Here is an 18,743-nt window from a genome sequence, read left to right on the forward strand (position 1 = left end):
TACGAACGCCACCCCCGCAACTACCTGGCCTTCCTCGGCCTTGCCGCAGCCCTCTGCTGCTACAAGCGACTGGTCCGCCTCACCACATAGGACACAGTCTAAATGCCCGACTCACGTACTGCGATCCGTGATCAGTGTGCATGACCGCGCCGGTGAGGCTGGGTGATGTACTTGCTGTTCAGGACGTCGGCGCTGAAGTCCCGGCCGACCAGGTCCGGAACCTTCACGGCGGCCGGATCCGGGGCCGTGGTGCGGTGCCGACGCCGGAGTCTCCGGCCTGCCAGGCCGATGGACCGCATCAGGCGCGCGGCGCGCTTGTGATCACCGGCGTCTGACTGCCGTCGCGCAGCTCGGCAGTGATCCTCAGAACACCGTAAGTCCCGTCCGAGTCCAGGTGGACCTGGCGAAGACGCGCGGCAAAGTGTCGCGTCCGCGGCCTGCCGGGCAGCCTCGGCAGGAGCTGAGGCCCGCCAGTAGTAGAAGCTCGAGCGGGCGATCCCCAGGATCCGGCACAACCGCTTGACGCCGTATCGGCGCTGGTGGTCCTCGACGAACTGGCAGCGGTTCTCCAGCGCGTCTCCCCTGCGAAACACTTCGCGGCCCTCCGCAAAGACCGCGACTGGTACAGCGCGACCGCGACCGCCTTGAACTGCGGCGGATAGTTCTTCATGACCACGAGATGTCCGTCTTCAGATCCTCAAGATCCAGTATCTCGTGTGTACAGGATCAAGGGTCAAGGCCCGGGATGCTGCCGAGCTTCTTGATGTCCACGTGCACCAGCTCGCCGGGCCTGTCGTGTTCGCAGCGGCGTATGTTCTGGCCGGTGGCTCGGTCCAGGGTGCGTGAGGCCAGGCCGAACCGGCCAGAACACGGTGCACAACTGAGGGCACCAGGCCCAGAGGTGGGCGATGCAGGCCGGTCCCCCATAGGCGCAGGAGACGGACCTTGCTGATCAGGCAGGTCTCGGCTGAGGAATCTTGAAATGGTTAGGGTGAGGAGCTGCGAAGTTTCTGGACAGCTGCCATGCGTTTGAAATTACGCCGCAATCCGCATGCTGCAGCGTCCAAGATATGCCTCATGCGGCGTCAGTTATCCGTGCCGAGTAATCCGTTTGCGATTGTACCAGAATTCGATGTACCTCGTGATGTCCTGTTTGGCCTCCTCGCGGGTGCTGTAGGTGATGCGGCTTACTCGTCGTTCTTCAGGGCACCGAAGAACGATTCGGCCAATGGCATTGTCATAACAGATACCCGTTCGGCCGGCGGAGCGTCGAAGGTTGAGACGGTCGAGGGTCTTGCCGTACTCGGCCGACATGTAATTACTAGATGATCTTCTTGACCAATTTGCGATCGCGGGCGCATTGTTGATCGCCCGGGATATCACCGCTGTCTGGCAGTCGTCGTCTATGGCGCATCCGCCAACTTCCCTGGTGCAGCAGTCGATAACGGTCGCCAGAAAAGTCCAGCCTTGGCCGGTAGGGATATACGTTATATCCCCGACCAGCTTCTCTCCGGGATTAATCTGCGGTGAAGTTGCGGCCGACAAGGTCATGCACGGAAGACGGCAGGCCGGCCTTGGTCAGGCTGAACCGCTTCGGCTTGGGCTGGCAGGGCACGAGGCGGAGCTCCCGCATGAGCTGCCGGACCAGCTCCGGCCCGGCCCGTACGCCCCAGCGGCACAGCTGTGCGTGCACGCGCCGGTAGCCGTAGGCGCTGTCGGATCCTCAAATGCTTTCGCAGCGAGAATCTGAGTTTTCCCCGGCGGGCGGTCGTCGCGGAATCCGGTTTGCAGCGCCACCCGCAGTATCCGGAGCGGGAGACGTCGAGTCTGATGCACATGAAGTCGATGAGGTACGCGCACTCCGCCGTGTCGAGTCTCATCTGATCGATAAACTCGAACTTCTCGCTTATCGGTGATCCTTCGCGAAGTACGCTGCGGCTTTTTCAGGAAGCTGTTCTTCATCTCCAGCTCGCGATTACGCCGCTCAAGCTCCCTCAAGTGTGCCCGCTCAGTCACCGTCAGTTCCGCATCGGCTGACGGTTTCTGCTGGTTCTTATGCTTCTTCACAGAGCCGCGAAGAATTTCTGGATTGAGGTCGAGCTCCCGGGCTACCTCGGTGACGGTCGTGCCAGACCTCAACGCGATCTGGACGGTTTCCTCACGGAACTCCGGCGAGTACTTGCTCGGTGGTGACACTGGTACCTCGTTTCCTGTCACAAGGATCCTATTGGGTCCCTGTCCGGAAACCTCGAGGCACCTTAGGGGGTCTTCCGGTCGGTGTGGATTGCGGCATCTCCATCGCTACCCACCGGGATTGCCCGGGATATCGCGTACCGCGGAGGTCATGACCCGCTCGCTGCTACCTGATGAGAACCCAGAAATCACAGTACGCGTCCGCAGCTCCCCCAGCGCCAATGGTGCGGCCGGGCAGGGCATCCTGCCAGCAGGGCCGGCGGGAGGGCGGCAACAGCGAGCCATTCGGCTCAGCTGAGGCGACACCCGCTACAGAATCATGCATAATTCCGAGCTTTTGTGTACATAACATGATGGCCGCTGAGTTGCGCTGCAGCCGTTTGAGCCGGGATGCCGACGCCCGACTCTTTGACCCGACTCGTTAGTGAAAGTGGGCCCGCCATATGCCCGGAGTGGCCGTCGAAGCAGACGGGATCAGCGCCTGCGGCCGGGCTGGAATGGTGTTCATGTCTGTGAACGCCTCGATCGCCGCTTCCCAGTTGGCCGTCATCACCGGCCCGCCCCGGTCGGGGAAGACCTCGCTCATGCTCGCCCTCGCCGGCCGGTTCAAGCTTGCCACGGGCAGTGTCTATGTCCCCGGGACCACCGCCTCGCACCCCGTGCGCCAGCTCCAGAGCCGCTTCAGCGTCGCCCGCGCCCGCCCCGCCGTCGACCTTGATGACCACCTTCAAATTGAGGAGCTCATCAGCGAACGCCGCGCCACAGCCGGCCGCACCGTCACCCCTCAAGCCGTATGGGACGCCTGCGCTCTGCTCAGCCTCGACGTGCCGCCAGCGCGCACCCTGCTGAGCGACATCAGCACGGCGGATGCCACCCTGCTGTGCCTCGCTCTGGCCCTTGCGGAGAAGCGCGACGGCCTCATCATCGACGACATCGACCTCGGCCTCGACCCGAGCGCAACTGCGCGCATCTGGCAAGCCCTGCGCACCATCACTGACACTGGACGTACCGTCATCGCCACCGCCGTGCAAGACCACGGCGCGGACGTCACTATCCCGCTAAGCCACACCCGCCGGCACTCGTTTCCAGCAAAAATTTCGGGCGCCGCGAACTGCGACAGCGAAAGCAACCACGCCGACGGCAGTCCAAGTGAAACCGGCGCCGCCGAGGGTGAGGGCGGCAGTCGTCCTGCAGCACGTGGCAAAGAACCGTCGCGGCGCACCAGCCCGTCGGGCCACCGCACAAGCGTTCCCCCCGCAACATCTCCGGGCAGCCCCCCGCTGCGCCGGGGTACCGGGGTCAAATTCCGGCCGCCCTCCACAAAAGGCAGGCCCGCCAGCACCCCCGGGCCTTCCGACGTTGCCATTTCCTCAGCTGACAGCCGAGCCCGCACAGCGGATCTGGCCGATGACACCGCCACCGCAGGCGGGCAAGCGGTGGGACAGGGCTCAGCCGACGACACCGCCCCGGCAAACGCATCCGAGACAAAACCCGCCGACGCCCCTGGTGCAGAGGACCAACCGCCCGAAGCGCCCGGCCCTGGGACCAGTGAGCAGGCCGCCCCGCAGCCCACCGCACTGGACCCGCTCGGCGGCCCGGTCGGCTCCTCACCCCCGTCAGGCCCCGACGAGGGGCAGCAGCCGGGCCGGCCATGCCAGGAAGGACACGCGCCATGAGGCTTGCCCGCCTGGCCTGGACCGAACTGCAGCGTTTCCGGGGACCCCGTCTGCAGTTCGTACCCCTGCTCATCGCAGGCGTACCCCTGGCCATCGTCCTGATCCTCCTTGCGTCCCTATGGGACCCAGAAGCCCGCCTGGAAAACGTCCCTGCCGCCGTCGTCAATGAAGACACCCCCGCCACCATCCCGGCCTCCTCTACAGAACCAGCCCAGAAGGTCAACGCAGGCCAGGCACTGGTGACCGAACTGAAGGCAACCCGGGCCTACGACTGGCAGTTCACCACCCGCCAGGACGCCGAACGCCGTCTGCGCAGCGGCTCGGTCTACTTCACCATCATCATCCCCGAAGGCTTCTCCCAGAACATCGCCCGCTCGCTGGCAAAGCCCTCTCCCCCGCCGGTTCTCAAGCTGCGCACCAACGACGCCAACGGCTTCATGTCCAGCTCCCTCGCCGCTGAGGAGATGAACCAAGTCCGGGAGCAGGCCCAGACCATCGTCCTCAATTACCTCGCTCGCAACATCACCACAGAATGGAACGGACTGCGCCAGAAGATCGAACAGCTGACACGATCAGCTCAGGCACTCACCACCCCACCGGCCACCGCCAGCCCGCCCCCGCCCCAGGCACCAGCATCAGCACCAGCACCAGCACCAGCACCAGCACCAGCGCCAGCGCCAGCACAGCCAGCCGTCACCAGCCTCGACCAGCTAACCCAGCGCCTCACCCAGGCCACCGCTACCCTCACTCAGCTCACAGCCACTCTGCAGCAGCTTGGCACCGCGGGCGCCAAGATGACATGGCAAATCAACGACACCACCGCAGCCGCCCAGCGCGCCCAGGACACCAGCAACGACCCCGCCCTCACCACCCAGAACACCGCGGACGCAGCCACCTCCGCCAAGCTCGCTCAAAACGATGTCAGCTCCCTCACCACCCAGCTCCAGAGCGCCACGGACCAAACCAACACACTGCTCACCCAGCTCACCGGACTTCCCCAGACCAGCCAAACACTCACCACGCAGCTGAGCCAGCTCAAATCACAATTCGAAGACGTCAGCCGCACCTTCCCAGCCGCCACAGGCATCAACAGCACCAGCCGAGATCTACAGCAGCCCCTCACCACTGAACACACCATTCTCAACCCATCCCGCACTACAGGCCGTGGCCTCGCCCCCGCCGCCCTCACCCTCACCGCCTCACTGACCGCCCTGACCGCCCTGCAATTCCTACGCCCCTACAACCCTCGCGCCCTCACCGGCACCCTCAGCCCCCTGACCACCTCCACCGCTGGCCTCCTGCCACTCGCTGTCCTCACCACCCTCACCACCCTCACCACCTACCTCCTCGCCGAGGCCTTCCTTACCCTCGACGCCCAGCGCCCATGGATCACCCTCGCCGTGCTCGCCCTGACCGCCCTCGCCGCCGCCGCCACGGCCCACACCCTCAAAGCCCTTCTCGGCACCGCTGGTGAAGCTCTCTACGCACTTCTCATCGCACTCCAGGCCGCTGCCAGCGGAGCTCTCTATCCCCCACAGACCAGCCCTCCTCTCTTCGAGGTCCTCCACCCTTACGCTCCCCTCACCCACACCATCCGAGCCACCCGGACTACCATCACCGGCGGACCGCCCAGCACCCTTTGGCAGGCGGCCATCGTCCTTGCCGTCCTCACCCTCACCGCCCTCACGCTCACTGCCCTTGCGCTCCGCCAACGCCGCACCCATACCCCCGCCACCCTTCACCCTCTGCATCCCCGATCCCAATAGCGAGAGCCGGGTCAGGCAAAGTCGGCCCCGTGGATATGCGCCGTTCTGGCTGAGTGGCCAGCGAGTTCGGGTCCGTGAGACCGATGATGACAAGTGGCGACGGCTGCTGCCGATCATCCGCCGTTGCACCGGGTCGGTGGCCGTAGGCTGAGGAGGTGCGGCAGTCCGCGCAGGGCATGCCGCGGCGCGGACAGCAAAGGCGTCGCTCACCAGCGACGACCCGGTCCGGGACCTGATCCACCATGTTGTCATGCGGATGAATTCGGCTTGATGTATCCGAAGGACAGCGGCGGCCGGCCGAGGAAGTTCCCAGGGGCCTGAGGCAAGCAGGGCAGGGAGGGCAGCTGCACCCCACCACCGGAGACGTCCGCCACTGCGCAACCCATACCACGCAGACTCCGATGGAGGGGCTGTAGAGTCTTTTCCGGCGGGGTGACGTGGCACGCGGCCGCCCTACGGTCACTATTCGGGGATGCGAGTATTTCGAGTCACGGCTGTCGTCACAGCATGCAGCGTGATGAGCGTAATTAGCGCTGCCATCGAGGCACACGCCGAGGATGGCTGGGTGGCAGCGGCCGAGAGCCTACAGGTGACAGCCGAAGCGGGGGCGGGATACGCCAGGAACGCGTTCGCGTACGACAGCGGAGCGACGCGTCCCACCGTCCTGACGCAAGAAAGCCGTACGCCAGTCATTAAGGACGCTGCGGGAAAAGTTGTGTCGGGTGAGTGGCTTTCCCCCTGGGACGGGATTACGCACATTGATGCAGCCCAGGTAGAAGTGGATCACACGGTCCCGCTCGCAGAAGCTTGGGCGTCAGGCGCTCATTCCTGGGATGCCGCGAAACGGCAAGCGTTCGCCAACGATACCGCTCACCCTGACGTACTCAACGCCGTAACCGCCTCACTGAACAGGCAGAAGGGCGACAGCGACCCTGCTGAGTGGGCACCGCCTGCCGCGGTATACCGGTGCGAGTATGTGCGCCAATGGACTTCGGTTAAGCAAAGGTACGGCCTGTCTGTAGATGTGGCGGAAAGGAATGCGCTGGTTGCGGCAGCCAGGGAATGCCCCGTCGCTGGCTCCGCCGCGGCACCCAGCGGGGACCCGGGGCCGTTGCCTTCGGCGGCTGCGTACCTTGCCCACACAGGACGCACCGGCACTAAGTCGGTGGTGGCGGTCGTCCTGCTAGCGGGGTGCGGCGCATTGTTGGCTGTGTGGATGACAAGACGAGCTGGCACTTGAACCCGTCTCATGTGCATACCCACAGGTCAGAAGAGCGCAGATAGCTCCGATGAACATCTTGACACGGTTGGCGGAGGGAGCATCGTGCCTGCCGTAGATGCGCCGGGATTTCAAGCTGGGCGAAGCGCGTTCGCCGGGTCGACGGATGAGGGTGTGATCGCGGTTGCAGTCCTTGTTGCGCTGCGGCTGGATCGGGTAGTGGTGCGGCCGGTGCGCCGGCTGCCTGGGACGCGCGGTCTGCCAGGATCGGGACCGCAGCCTGGACGATGCCGTGGGCACCGACCGCGGTCAGATCATGGGCGCGGCAGCGCGCCTGGTCACTATCCCACCGGGGATGAGGGTCTTCACCACGGGTACTGTACTTCAGCGAAATCCTGCGGCACCGTGGCGGTGACCGCCTCCCCCGGTAGGGCGCGCCACGGGGTGAGGATGGTTGCGGCATGAGCAGTGCCGTGCATGCGAGTGGGAGTTACGTCCTACGCCGTTCTCGTCCGCGTGGCCGAGACTGTCTTATATGCGCGAACTGCCGGACTCTTCGCGCCATCGCCAAATGACAGGCCCGCAGTCGCAGGATGCCCCAGTGGTCGCCCATCGGTTCTGGGGCGACCGCCGTCACGGGCTCGGTTTCCCGGCACGGCCTGCATAGTATTCACGCTGGGATGGTTGCAGCATCGGCGTAGACCAAGCCCGGACATGCCGCTCCGTTCGGCCCCGTCGTCCGAACTTGCCCTCCGAAGTCGTCGCTGGCGGTGCGGGTGTCCGCGCCGGCCCCGCCATTTCCGAACACGCCCTGAGTGAGCCTCTTTCATCCTGAATAGTCGCAGGTCAGTAGTACGTGGATGGCTTGGACGGTGCGGCTGGTTCGGCGGGGGGAGGAGCGTGCTCTGCGCATGATGTGCCAGGACTTGAGTCGGGCGAAGGCGCGTTCGCCGGGTGCTTGGAGTCGAGCGTGGTCGCGGTTGAACTGCTGGTAGCGCTCGGGCTGTTCGCTGTGGTGGTAGTACGGGGTGCGGAAGGTGGCGCCGGCGCCCTGGTAGGCGCGGTCCGCGAGGACGAGGATCTGCCGGGTCAGGCAGGCCTGAACGATGCCGTGGGCGCGGGCCGAGGTCAGGTCATGTGTGCGGCCGGGTGTCGCGCGGGAGAACCACAGGGGTGTGCCGTCCGGGCGGGCGATGACCTGCACGTTCATGCCGTGCTTCTTGTGTTTCTGCGAGTAGTACGGCTGATCGGCGCGGACGCGCTCGGTGGGGATCAGTGTGCCGTCAACGATGACGTGGTCGCCCTCACCGAGGCCGGTGAGGGCTTCGTGGAGGCCTGGTGCCCAGGAAGCCAGCACCTCCAGGGCCTCGTCCACGTAGCGCCAGGCGGTGGCCTGCGATATCGCGAACCCGGCGCCGAGCTGGGCAAACGTCTCGTTCTTGCGTAGGTGGACCAGCGTGAGCAGTGCCTGGTCGAAGCAGCCGAGCTTCCGCCAGCGGGTGCTGCGAGCGCGGCGGTGCTTGTACAGCAGCCAGGCAACTTGCTCGACGAGCTCATGCGGGACGTCCAGCGTGGCTGGATACGGAACCAACAGGGCCCCTCCGGTCGCCGGTGTGCTGAGTGGAATCACCACGCCAACGACGAGGGGCCTTTTCTCGTCACCACGCCCTCTGACCAGCCCAATTCACCCGCCAGCACAGGATCAAAGGGGTTCAGTGAGTTCCAGGCCGCTTCTTCGGCATCTGTAGGAGTGGAGGGACTCGAACCCTCACGCCGCAATGGGCACCGGGACTTGAATCCGGGGCGTCTGCCAGTTCCGCCACACTCCCTGAAGGCGCTGACACTGGCGTCAGCGCGGTGTGGATACAAGCGAACGCAAGGTTAGCCTGCGTGCACTCAGTGTACAGCCTCGTACTTCTCCTGCAGTTCCTTGGGGATCCTGCCTCGCGCACTGACTTCGATGCCCTGCTCCTGCGCCCAGGCCCGGACACGACCAGCATCCAGGCGCCCATCGGGCGCCGACCGCTTCCTAGCCGAGCCGCGCGGAGAACTGCTCGTCTTGCGTCCCGATCGGATGAATGGGCCTAGCGCGTCCAGCAGCTGTTGATAACTGTCATGACCAAGATCGATCTCATACATGATGCCGTCGATACTGAACCTGTGGTTCGTAACATCCTCCTCCTCGGAGCCGGTGATGTCATCGGTGAACAGCGTGACCACGCGCTTTGCCATAGTTGAGCCTCCTCGATGTCTGCAATCTATCAAACACTGGTGTTCGCGAGCATGTCGGCGAAGTCCTTCCAACCATTGCACCATAGCGCCCCAGCAGGCGCGTGCGGAGACACTGCTGCTCCAGCTCCTATCAATTGTGTGTGTTATGGACGCCCGTGGCCAGGAACGCACCGCGGTCGGGCGCAGATGATGCCCACAAATAGGATGAGATCAGCTCGGTGCCCCGAACGCTCCTGCAGGTGCATCTCCTGCGGTTCCGGGTCCGCGCGGTTACAGCAGCTGCCTCCTTGTTCCAGCGGGCTATTCGCGATCATGGCTGACTTGTGATCGAGTCTTCCTGGGCACACGACGGTGCAGGATTGCCAGTCCCCTGACACACTCATGGCGCTGCTTGTCCGGATCGCAGTGGCCGTGCACGGATTCGAGAGCTGATGTCGTCGATGCAGCTTCGCCTCTGCCGATCAAGGCCGACATCGTCCCGCAGCGGATGTGCCTTGATGCGGCCGTGAGGATGCTGCAAGCCGCAGAAGTCGGAGGGGCAGATCACCAACCTGGAGGGGCCGGCCGCCAAACGTCAAGATGCGGCTCCAACTTCCCGCTGGGCGAGGCAGGCCGGACGTTGCCCCACACGCGCCGCGGTCAGGTCAGGCAACGGACGGCAACAACCACGGGCGCGTATCGCCCCGGGGGGGCGATGACCTGCACGTTCATCCCATGCCCACGTCATCGTCCGGCCTGCCTCACCCAACAGGCCCTACCCGCGCGGACGCCTGTGCCCATCAGCGCCCCCACTGCCACCACCAGATCCAGCCTACCGGGGCTGCAACCGCAACCACCCACTCGACCTGCATCCCCGCAGCTAGGAGGGCACGGACGCCCTTGATGATCCGGCTGCTTCAGTTGGTTGAGCATCATGTCCGTCTCAGGATGCGCCGGGCAGCTGGGCGACAGCTCGTTCACCAGGCGCTCGTAGCGAAGAAGAGAGGGCTGCACGGCTGGGAGGAATGCCGCTGCCAGGAGAACTCCGGTCTGCCATCTCCCAGCGAAACACGCCGATGGGGGGACAGCGGCATCCCCTCCTTGGCCCTCTGAAAGGCTGCACCGTCGGGCCGATTGATGGATCCGATAGTAAAGAGCGGCTCTTTAGACTGCAGTACGAAGGACCAGCAACAGAAGAGATTAGACAAGGAAATGTGCTCTAAAGTATCACTTCGGTCAGATTTCCCGTGGGCTGCTTGCATCGCATCGATGGCAGGCCTCCTGGGCATTGCTTGGATATCCGTCTACTATGTGACTGGAGGGTCGTTCCCTATACCAGCGTGGGAGAAGTGGAACCTGGTAGCAGGAATATCCCTGATCGTCACATCACTTGTTATTGCATCTCGGCAAAAATAACTTCTGCGCGCGGCAAGCAGGTCAGCTCGGTCCGCTATGCGGTTGAACATGAACGTCTGAGCTCATAGCCGCGAGTTCCGTCGATCGATCACGCAGCCGGCGTGACCGAGGGGCGCGGTGCGGAGTTGAGCGCTTTCAGTCGTTGTGCGTCGCCGATGGAGGGGCCGGTACTACCGACGTAGTTCCAGCGATAAATCATAATGCCTGGCGCTAGGTCCGTAGCCGGTCCGGATGCGTGAAAATTTTCGCTGCAGGTTACATCCCGCACGTCGTGGATTTCGTTCTCCATGACGCAGAAGCCCTCGCGTAACGCCCGGCACGCTCCGGGGGGCGCCTCCCGGGCGGGCAGGCGGCTGATCACGCAGACCGTCTCGCGGATGCGCTTGCCCGTGCGGCATCCGGCTCGGCACCGGGTGATCCGGGCGACCTGTCTGACGGGGCCGGACTCCCTGTCCGTCCACCCGCACGGATCGCCCGTGCCCTTCAGTCGGCCGGGCCCCTCCCCCTGATTCCCTGCAGTGCGGTCACCGTCGTCCTGGGGGCAGGCCGGGCGTTCCCTCCCGCAGCGGCCGCTGGGTTCCGTTTCACGGTGACAGCGAAATGCGCGCCTATCTCCTCCGGCAGCGCCTTCACTGTGCCGGCACGGGTATGCAGCGCGCCAGTGGTCATTCCCGCCCGCGAAGATTCGCCACCGCTAGCGCCAGGATCCCGCTGCTCTTGCCGGACACCTTCAGTGGGGCCGCCAGAGTCCCGTTCTGCGCCATCGCGCCGACCGGAGTGAGCGAACCCCCATCCCGTCCCCGCGGCCGGCCGACCGCGGTCGTCTCCGGCGCGACTCCCCCAGCCCGCATCACTGCTTTCAGACCACCGAGCCGCCCCACCGTCAGCACCCGCCGCGCTCTGAGCCAGTGCCGGCACACCCCATGCGCCCGCGACCCCGCCCGTGCCCGTGCCCGTGCCCGGACCGCGGGCCGCCCTGCGCCACCGGGTACCGACCTCGCTCACAGCGCCCCCGGCAACGGAGAGACACCACCGCAGACGCGGAAGACGCGGACCCTGCCACCGCGCGAGCCGCCCCAACAGCAGTACTGCCGCGGCGCAGCCGAGACCCCGGCTCCGTCATAGGCACCGGCATGACAGACTGACGGTTTACCGGAGCTCCGCTGTGCAGAGGCGGCCAAGGTCGCCTCACGCAGCCGAGATTCCCTCCTGGACGTTCCATGCCCTCCCCACACAAAAATCAGCTGCTGATTTTGCGTCAGCCCCGGGGGCAGGACAACTCATCTCCCACCCCGGATCGCTGTCGTCGTCGCTGAGCAAACCTTTTTGCCTCATTTCCGCTGAGCTCTTGAGCATCACCTACAGCGCCTGACACGCTTTGCGAAAGGCCCTGCACCCGCTCTTCCCGCATGTACAGCAGAACGGTCCGTCCTGGCCTGCGTCTGGTTGAAACCCTCGGTCCGTGCAGGTTAAGTGCATACTTCAAGCACTGAGGGAACGGGGGCACAACATCCAGGAAGTGTTTCATCCGCTCCAAGAAGCTTCCATATTCACACCTGCGTTACATTGGCGAAGCGTTGGGAAGAGTTCGCGGCAGAGTAACAGAGGCGATAGTTCCCCCCTCACCCGTATCCGGAGACGCTACCTTCAAACAGCCATCGACGGATTCGATCCGGACCCGTTGAGCCGCGAGACCCAGGTGGCCTTCGGCCAGTCCATGGCGAAGCCCTTCCGGAAGAACGCCCGCACCATCATCAACAACGGTCAGCCGCACCATCTGCTCGTCACAGAACAACGTGACTACAACTTTGCTTGCCTTGGCGTGTTTTGCCGCATTCACTAGGAACTCACGGGCTGCTCCGAAAAGAAGCTTCTGATGCTCGGCCGTAAGTGTATTCGGCGCACAATCGAAGCTATATCGAATACCGAGATTCGCTCGCTGCGCCATTGACTCGCCGACGGCTCGCAACGCCTCGGTCAGACCTAAATCCTCCAGCACGGTTGGATGCAGACCTGCGGCAGTCGCGCGGAGCTGGTGAACGACATCCAGCAAGGTGCTCTCAATCCTCGCGCATGCCGATTGCAGATCCTGGCCACTGCATACCGCACGAACCTCGCTAAAGTCTTGCCGCGCGGCAAGTACTGATTGGAGAGCTCCGTCATGCAACGTGTCAGCAAGCCATTGTCGTTCGCGGTCCTCTATGGTCAGAGCATCACTAAGCAACCGCGCCCTATCCTTTGCCAAATTTGCGATAGTTCGAGTTCGCGAGCGTTGCAGCCACGACAGCAGCACGCAACCAACTCCGAGAATCAGGAGAATGAGCATTCCCGCAAGGGCGTTAGGCCAGTCCAAGGGAGCGTCCGTCAGAGCAGCAGCGCAACCGTAGGCCACCGCTGTAGTGACGGAGATACATGCGGTTATCCATGGCTTAACCTGCAATACCGCCAGAACCGGAATAAGGAAGTAGGCATCACTCAACAGGGAAGTAGCGATATCGGTCTCAGTAAACCTTCCCGCAGAAATCAAAAGAAGGGTCAAAGCCAGCAAATCAACAATGAGCAGGCAGGGTTTAGGGTGCAGCATCTTGCGCCGCCAAACCATACACCCCATCACGCATACCCAGAGCGTGTACGCTACCGCAATCGCTATTGTTGACGTATGTATGGTGTCCTGCGCCAAAAGGACTGCCTCCAGGATCACAAGGATCACGAGGAGAAGGCGGAATACTGCTTGAGCCCCAGCGGCTCGGTATGCGTACATCCGGAAGACCGAGCCGACTGCTGAGGTAGGGCGAGGAACAGACGGGGGAGTGTGATTCATTTCTACTTCAGGGCCTATACGAAGTGAACTCGAGTATTTTTGAGAGGGCGTGCAAGCGCTGGTATAGCGTCACTCCAGATCGGGGATTTTGTCTGCCCGTTTAGAATCCTCCGCCCGCCAACATGCGAGCTTTGACTGTACCGGCGTGATCATATGCGCGGTTACCACGATAATTTAGGGATATGCCCTCAATACCAGCAGCTGTCTCGTAGGGTTCCACGGTTGTCGTGTTCGTAGATCACGGAACACCCTCGTATCGTCTATCAGGGCAGTACGGGTGGCGATAGTCCGGTCAGCCGACAGGCGAGGGGAACAAGACAGTGACCGGCCGGCTGCCACTCTCGTGCCTTCGCAGGAGCCCATATGCGGAGCAGACAACATCGCCGGGATGGGTCGCTTCGAAGCAAATCTTGATGCGGCACGGAGAGCGAGCAGCCGGCGCCTGCGGCTGGAAGCTCACCTCAGGCCTGTCCCCGGAGAACCATGGCCACGGATGTCACCTTTGGTATCAGAGGTGCCGGTGGAGAGACTTGGCAGTGTTTTCCGGCGCATCCCTGCGCTTGAGAAGCGCCCTCAGTCGCCGAGAGCAGCTCGGCCTTTCCAGGGCTTGTGCCGTTGCAAATGAAAGTGGCAATGTCACACGCACTCGTGTGCCTGGGCTTACCGGCGCTTGCAGGTACTCCAGGATCCCGCCTGCTGCCTCAACTCGGACACGCAACGAAGCCAACCCGATATGCCCTTCAGCGAGGCGTTGGTGCAGCTGCTTGGCGTCTGTACCAATCCCATTGTCGGTAACGGTGAGCTCAAGAGAGTCGGTGCGCTCAGTCAGTGAGACCCAGGCACGTGTAGCACTCGAATGGCGCGCAATGTTTTCAATCAGCTCACGGGCGGCGGCGAAGACTAACGGCTCGAGAGGTCTCCGCCGCGTGTACTCCACATTGAACTGGTAATCGATCTGAGTTCGCTCGTGCATCGTGCGAAGAAGTGAACGGATCGCCTCCACCAGTCCAACTTCCTTAAGCACCTCGGGATATAGCTGCCCTGTCGTACGCCGTAACTGCCGTGCCACAGCCAGGAGTTCCACGCTCGTCCGGTGCATTGTTTCGTCACAGGTATCAGGGGTGGCTTGCTCCAACGCAAAACGCGCAGCCAACACGGATTGCAAGGGGCCATCGTGTATGAATTCTGCTAATTTGGCCCGCTCTCGCTCTTCGGCCGAGATTACCTCAGCAAGCAGAAAGGACCTGTCAGCGAGAAGCTGAGCAATGCAGGCAATGTGCCTGGAGTGCGCCACGGAGTGCATAATACAGCAAACACTAACGAGGCAAAAGAGAACCGCAATTGCGACGGCTCGTGCAGTGTCAACGGTGAGAAATAAATCCGGATCCAATACCGCCGCTCCACCATACATGAAGGACCCAAGACCAATGGTCGCTGAGGTCAATGCAGGGCGCGCCTGAAACGCCGTCAGTATGGGAAACAGAAAGAGGGCGACTACTAACAACAGCGACCCATTGCACAACTTCTGCAGGGCTATGATTACAACCACATCCGTAATCCCCAGACACCAGGCCATCGTAGAACGAACTCGGGGCCCGCTACGATGCCAGATGGCCGAAGCTGCGACAATAGCTATTGCGTAGATCAGCAACACTCCATAGCGGGGCAGCAGACTCGACGTCGGCTCGCCGGTAGCTGTAATAACCAACGCCGCAAGAAAGGCGAGCCTAAGTACGTACTGAAGCCGTTGCGCTGAGGCTGCGTAGCAGTATTCCAGATGGCCTCGTGCCGTCAGGGAGGAATGCACGGGAAATTAGTCTTCCTGTAGTTCTGCTTCTTCCACCGGGTGCTACAGGTCTGTTCTTACTCTAGCAATCCCCGCCGCATAGCTTCCGCCACAGCAGCGCCACGAGTGGAAACCCCTAGCTTTTCGTAAACCCGCTGCACGTGAGACTTAATGGTGGTCGGAGCAAGGAAGATCGCTCGCGAAATCTGAGGAACCGAGTTTCCGTTCGCGATCATGCTTAGGACTTCGCGTTCCCTCTCGGTCAATGCCGGCATCGTCTGATCCGCGCGCTGCCGTATCTCCTGAACGAGCCCAGAGGTCAGGTCCTCGGGAAGCACCGTTTCACCCCGCGCACAGGCAAATACGGTGTCCACTATGCGCTGCGCAGATGAATCTTTTGTGAGATACCCAGCCACTCCATCCTGCATGGCCCGGTAAACCATAGCGCTGTCATCGAATGCAGACAAAATGACTACCCGCGTTGGAAGTTCTTCCCTATGTACCACGCTAGCGACTTGCGCCCCGTCGAGATGAGGCATCCGATAGTCGAGAACAGCGACGTCTGGTTTCTGCGTGCGAATCACACCCAGCGCATCCCTTCCGTTCGCCACCTGCGCGATGACATTAGCAATGGGACCGAAAAGCCGGACGATGCCGTCACGATAGACAGGATGGTCGTCCCCCACCAGTATCCGCAGCTTGCTCTGTCCTTCTTCCACTCCGACTCCCTTCAAACAGCCTCCGGTTTGCACACACGGAGCGAGCTCCAGACCTCTTCGTTGGCCTGCCTATGTGCTACGCAGTCAGGCCTGGTCCCTCCGGAGGGGCCATCTTCTCTTACAGATGGCAGAGAATCTGTCGCCGATCGGCTGAATCTTGTGGACGACGGCCCTCCTCCGATTGCCGGCGTTGCCGCACTTGCTGCGTCGGCAGTGGAGCCGAACCCGGCGAATCCAGGTCTCGGGAGGCCCCTGCGAAGCAGTGCCGCTCAGTTGCGGCTGCATTGACTTCCGCTCCCCTCCCTAAGGGTGGGGATTCCTTCCACGGCCGTCTGACCGTCTCGGTGGTTCCCGCTTCTTCCCGTTAGGCCGGGACAGGTCCGGTCTTACCTTCGCTCGACAGGCCCATACCGCAAGTCCTGCGGCCATGGCGACGTTGACCGCCGCATTGATGTCCCAGTCCAGCCGCGCATCGCACGCCTGGCACTGCCAGAGACGGACGCCGAGGGGCTTGGGGCCGTTCTTGACGCCGCAAGGCGAGCACACCTGAGATGCGGGCTCGAAGCCGCCGATGCGTATGAAGGTGCGTCCGTACCAGGCTGCCTTGTACTCCAGCATCGCCGTGAACGCCGACCATCCGGCGTCGCGGACAGACGAGGCCATGCGCGTGCGGGCGAGTCTCCTGACCACCAGGTTTTCCACTGCGACCGCTTGGTGTGCGCAGATCAGCTTCGTCGGCCGCATCCTTGATCACGGTTACCGTGGCGGCGCGGACGGCAGTGCACGGGACCTTCTGACCCGCACGTCTCCGATCTTCGGCAACGACAGCTCTTTGCCGGCCGTGATCGTCAACCGGGCGTTCGCGGTGAACCGTACGGCCTGCTGGCTGCCCTTGCGGGACTTGAAGCGGGGCGCGCCCATGCGCGGGCTCTTGCCCCTTCGAGCCGTCGAAGAAGTTCGGGTAGGCGGTATCCAGGTCATGGAGAGACTGTTTGAGAACGACGGCGGACACCTCGCCGAGCCAGGCCCGTTCCCCGGTTTTCTTCGCCTCGGTGATCAGTAGCTTCGACTGATCCCCTGCCTCCAGGAACGCCTTGCCCCGGCGCGGGCGGTCTCACGGGCGCGGAGCGCATCGTCATAGACAACCGTGAGCACCCGAACGCCGTGGCCGGCTCGGAGCGCTGCGGACCGTTCGGGTAAATCCGGAAGGAATACCTGAGCTGCATGCCGATCAGCGTAAACAGTGGTTTACGGCTGAGTATGAGAACATCCGGACTGGCAGGCACTGCACTTTCGTCCTTCAACTCTCTCAACGGCGTCAGCTCCCGCAGGCTCCGCCGGGAGAACCCGGAACTTGTCCGGCACTACTGGCGGGCGCAACATCTGTGGTCCGGCTCGTACTTCGCCGGGTCGGCCGGCGGGGCCCCGCTGTCGATCGTCCGTCAGTACATCGAGCAGCAGAATCGCCCGCTGTGACCTGCGGGTCACAGCAGTCCTGAGAACCGATTCTTCCCGTTTGTGCGCGACTGGTGTCGAATGGGATCTCCGCATATCGCTGCCGGCTTCGACGGGCTTCCACGGTTCCTCGGAGTCTTCTCCTACCCGTCATCGTCCGGGTGGTAGCGCCCGGCTTCATGGGGCGACGGGCGGCGCGCCACGCCGTCGCCAGCGTGGGGTGAAGGTGCCGACCCAGGGCCAGGCGGTCTCGGGGCCTGACTCCGGATCTTGGACACCGGAAAGACTTGGATCTTGATGGTCCAGGAGAACGGAGTTTCCGTGGGGATGAAGCACTATCCCGCCGAGTTCGAGGCGGACGCGGTCGCGTTGGTCGGGGCCGGGAGCGACGATCAAGTCGGTCGCCGGTGATCTCGGGGTGAGCACCGAAACGCTGCGGAACTGGATCCGGGCCGCCGACGGGCGCCGATCCGGCGCCCACCCCGTGCCGCCGGCCGCCGTGCAGACTTATGGTTCCGGCGTTCAGGAGGAGCTGGCCGCGGCCCGGAAGAGGATTCGTTAGCTCGAGGAAGAACGGGACATCCTCCGCAAAGCGGCCCGGTATTTCGCGAGGGAGACGCGCTGGTGACCCGCTGCCAGTTCGCTGAAGATCACCAGCGCCGTCACGGCGTGAAGCGGTTCTGCGACATCCTCGGCCTGGCCCGCTCGACCTTTCTACTACTGGCGCCGCACCGCATCCGCGAGAGCGGCCCGCCAGGCCGCCGAGGCCGGGATCGCGGCCCGGATACGCAAGGTCCACCAGGAATCCGAGGGCACCTACGGAGCCCCCGGGATCACTGCCGAACTCCGTGACGAGGGCGAACGGATCAACCACAAGCGTGTCGCCAGGATCATGCGGACCGTCGGAATCGAGGGAGTTCGTCTGCGCCGTCGGCACCGCACCACTCTCGCGGATTAGGCCGCGGCGAAGGCACCGGATCTGATCGGCCGTGATTTCACCGCAGCCGCGGTGAGCCGCTCTACCTCGCGACCGTCATCGACCTCGCCTCACGCCGCCTGGCTGGGCGGGCGATCGCCGACCACAAATCTCAATATTCGAGTAGGGCCTTCGCGGAATTCTGCAGGCCAGCAGGGGTCCGGCAGAGCATGGGCGCGGTCGGTTCCAGCGCAGACCACGCTGCAGCCGAGTGCTTCAAAGCTGCCTTCAAAAGGGAAACGCTCCAAGGCCGCAAAGCCTGGTCGAGCGAGCGTGCGGCCAGACTCGACACCTTCCGCTGGCTGACCCGGTATAGCACCCGCCGTCGGCACTCCCGCCTCGGCCAGCGATCCCCGACCGCCTACGAGAACACCCTCCAACCAGCAGCAACTACCCTGATCCAAGCCGCATAGACGTGTTCAAGGTCCGGGGTCAAGGCCGCCGCGGCTCCTTCTTCCCCCAGCTCTCCGTGATGAACATCATCCTGGCGGGGCAGAAAGCCCTG

13 protein-coding genes, 1 tRNA gene and 5 pseudogenes are annotated in these 18,743 nt (G+C 63.4%); 8 read left to right on the forward strand and 11 right to left on the reverse strand.

Translation table 11 applies throughout. The features are described from left to right. Positions 1–90, forward strand: a pseudogene (locus ACFZBD_RS31315) (IS5/IS1182 family transposase); the annotation flags it as partial. Between the two features lie 651 nt (positions 91–741). On the opposite strand, the pseudogene ACFZBD_RS31320 reads toward ACFZBD_RS31315, so the two are convergent. The 3 genes and pseudogenes from ACFZBD_RS31320 to ACFZBD_RS31330 form a co-directional block, all read right to left on the reverse strand. Continuing rightward, positions 742–953: pseudogene (locus ACFZBD_RS31320) on the reverse strand (IS481 family transposase); the annotation flags it as partial. 563 nt (positions 954–1,516) lie between these two features. Next, the gene (locus ACFZBD_RS31325) at positions 1,517–1,693 is read right to left on the reverse strand and encodes a hypothetical protein (protein WP_391146261.1); all 177 of its coding nucleotides are present in this window, start codon (positions 1,691–1,693) and stop codon (positions 1,517–1,519) included. 326 nt (positions 1,694–2,019) lie between these two features. Next, a pseudogene (locus tag ACFZBD_RS31330) lies at positions 2,020–2,217 on the reverse strand (transposase); the annotation flags it as partial. Positions 2,218–2,705: 488 nt separating this feature from the next. Here ACFZBD_RS31330 and ACFZBD_RS31335 point away from each other — a divergent pair. The 3 genes from ACFZBD_RS31335 to ACFZBD_RS31345 all read left to right on the forward strand — a co-directional run bounded on the left by ACFZBD_RS31335 (position 2,706) and on the right by ACFZBD_RS31345 (position 6,875). Further along, complete coding sequence (locus ACFZBD_RS31335; RefSeq protein WP_391146262.1) at positions 2,706–3,869, forward strand: ATP-binding cassette domain-containing protein; 1,164 nt, start codon at positions 2,706–2,708, stop codon at positions 3,867–3,869. Next, positions 3,866–5,635, forward strand: a complete 1,770-nt coding sequence (locus ACFZBD_RS31340) for a YhgE/Pip family protein (protein WP_391146264.1) — start codon at positions 3,866–3,868, stop codon at positions 5,633–5,635. Before ACFZBD_RS31335 ends, ACFZBD_RS31340 begins: the two co-directional genes overlap by 4 nt. Before the next feature lie 517 nt (positions 5,636–6,152). Then, entirely contained in the window at positions 6,153–6,875 is a 723-nt protein-coding gene (locus tag ACFZBD_RS31345; RefSeq protein ID WP_391146266.1) for a DUF1524 domain-containing protein, read from the forward strand. An 805-nt stretch (positions 6,876–7,680) separates the two neighbouring features. Here ACFZBD_RS31345 and ACFZBD_RS31350 read toward each other — a convergent pair. The 3 genes from ACFZBD_RS31350 to ACFZBD_RS31360 all read right to left on the reverse strand — a co-directional run bounded on the left by ACFZBD_RS31350 (position 7,681) and on the right by ACFZBD_RS31360 (position 9,086). Next, on the reverse strand, positions 7,681–8,487 hold the full coding sequence (locus ACFZBD_RS31350; RefSeq protein ID WP_391146267.1) for a transposase family protein: 807 nt from the start codon (positions 8,485–8,487) through the stop codon (positions 7,681–7,683). A gap of 112 nt (positions 8,488–8,599) precedes the next feature. Then, positions 8,600–8,683, reverse strand: a tRNA-Leu gene (locus tag ACFZBD_RS31355). 67 nt (positions 8,684–8,750) lie between these two features. Then, positions 8,751–9,086 carry a histone-like nucleoid-structuring protein Lsr2 gene (locus tag ACFZBD_RS31360; RefSeq protein WP_391146270.1) on the reverse strand — a complete coding sequence of 112 codons (336 nt, stop codon included), beginning with the start codon at positions 9,084–9,086 and terminating at the stop codon, positions 8,751–8,753. Positions 9,087–10,277: 1,191 nt separating this feature from the next. Between ACFZBD_RS31360 and ACFZBD_RS31365 the strand changes: the two genes are divergently transcribed. Then, positions 10,278–10,481 carry a cell division protein CrgA gene (locus ACFZBD_RS31365; protein WP_391146351.1) on the forward strand — a complete coding sequence of 68 codons (204 nt, stop codon included), beginning with the start codon at positions 10,278–10,280 and terminating at the stop codon, positions 10,479–10,481. Between the two features lie 1,561 nt (positions 10,482–12,042). On the opposite strand, the gene ACFZBD_RS31370 is transcribed toward ACFZBD_RS31365, so the two are convergent. The 4 genes from ACFZBD_RS31370 to ACFZBD_RS31385 all read right to left on the reverse strand — a co-directional run bounded on the left by ACFZBD_RS31370 (position 12,043) and on the right by ACFZBD_RS31385 (position 16,470). Then, entirely contained in the window at positions 12,043–13,191 is a 1,149-nt protein-coding gene (locus tag ACFZBD_RS31370; protein ID WP_391146273.1) for an ATP-binding protein, read from the reverse strand. A gap of 619 nt (positions 13,192–13,810) precedes the next feature. Next, entirely contained in the window at positions 13,811–15,109 is a 1,299-nt protein-coding gene (locus ACFZBD_RS31375; RefSeq protein ID WP_391146276.1) for an ATP-binding protein, read from the reverse strand. Between the two features lie 56 nt (positions 15,110–15,165). Further along, on the reverse strand, positions 15,166–15,807 hold the full coding sequence (locus tag ACFZBD_RS31380; protein ID WP_391146279.1) for a response regulator: 642 nt from the start codon (positions 15,805–15,807) through the stop codon (positions 15,166–15,168). A gap of 303 nt (positions 15,808–16,110) precedes the next feature. Continuing rightward, on the reverse strand, positions 16,111–16,470 hold the full coding sequence (locus tag ACFZBD_RS31385) for a zinc ribbon domain-containing protein (protein ID WP_391146354.1): 360 nt from the start codon (positions 16,468–16,470) through the stop codon (positions 16,111–16,113). Between ACFZBD_RS31385 and ACFZBD_RS31390 the strand changes: the two genes are divergently transcribed. Continuing rightward, positions 16,412–16,870: a hypothetical protein gene (locus tag ACFZBD_RS31390; protein ID WP_391146364.1), complete on the forward strand. Its 459-nt coding sequence runs from the start codon at positions 16,412–16,414 to the stop codon at positions 16,868–16,870. The two genes, ACFZBD_RS31385 and ACFZBD_RS31390, sit on opposite strands and share 59 nt — an antisense overlap. Here the strand turns inward: ACFZBD_RS31390 and ACFZBD_RS31395 are convergent. After that, positions 16,785–17,033, reverse strand: a complete 249-nt coding sequence (locus ACFZBD_RS31395; RefSeq protein ID WP_391146282.1) for a helix-turn-helix domain-containing protein — start codon at positions 17,031–17,033, stop codon at positions 16,785–16,787. The genes ACFZBD_RS31390 and ACFZBD_RS31395 overlap by 86 nt on opposite strands. 76 nt (positions 17,034–17,109) lie before the next feature. Here ACFZBD_RS31395 and ACFZBD_RS31400 point away from each other — a divergent pair. Together ACFZBD_RS31400 and ACFZBD_RS31405 are read left to right on the forward strand one after the other, a co-directional pair. Next, a pseudogene (locus tag ACFZBD_RS31400) lies at positions 17,110–17,283 on the forward strand (transposase); the annotation flags it as partial. A 300-nt stretch (positions 17,284–17,583) separates the two neighbouring features. Then, positions 17,584–18,651, forward strand: a pseudogene (locus tag ACFZBD_RS31405) (IS3 family transposase). The last annotated feature ends 92 nt before the right edge of the window (positions 18,652–18,743 follow it).

This window comes from Streptomyces sp. NPDC008121 (assembly GCF_042957155.1).
GTDB lineage: Bacteria > Actinomycetota > Actinomycetes > Streptomycetales > Streptomycetaceae > Streptomyces.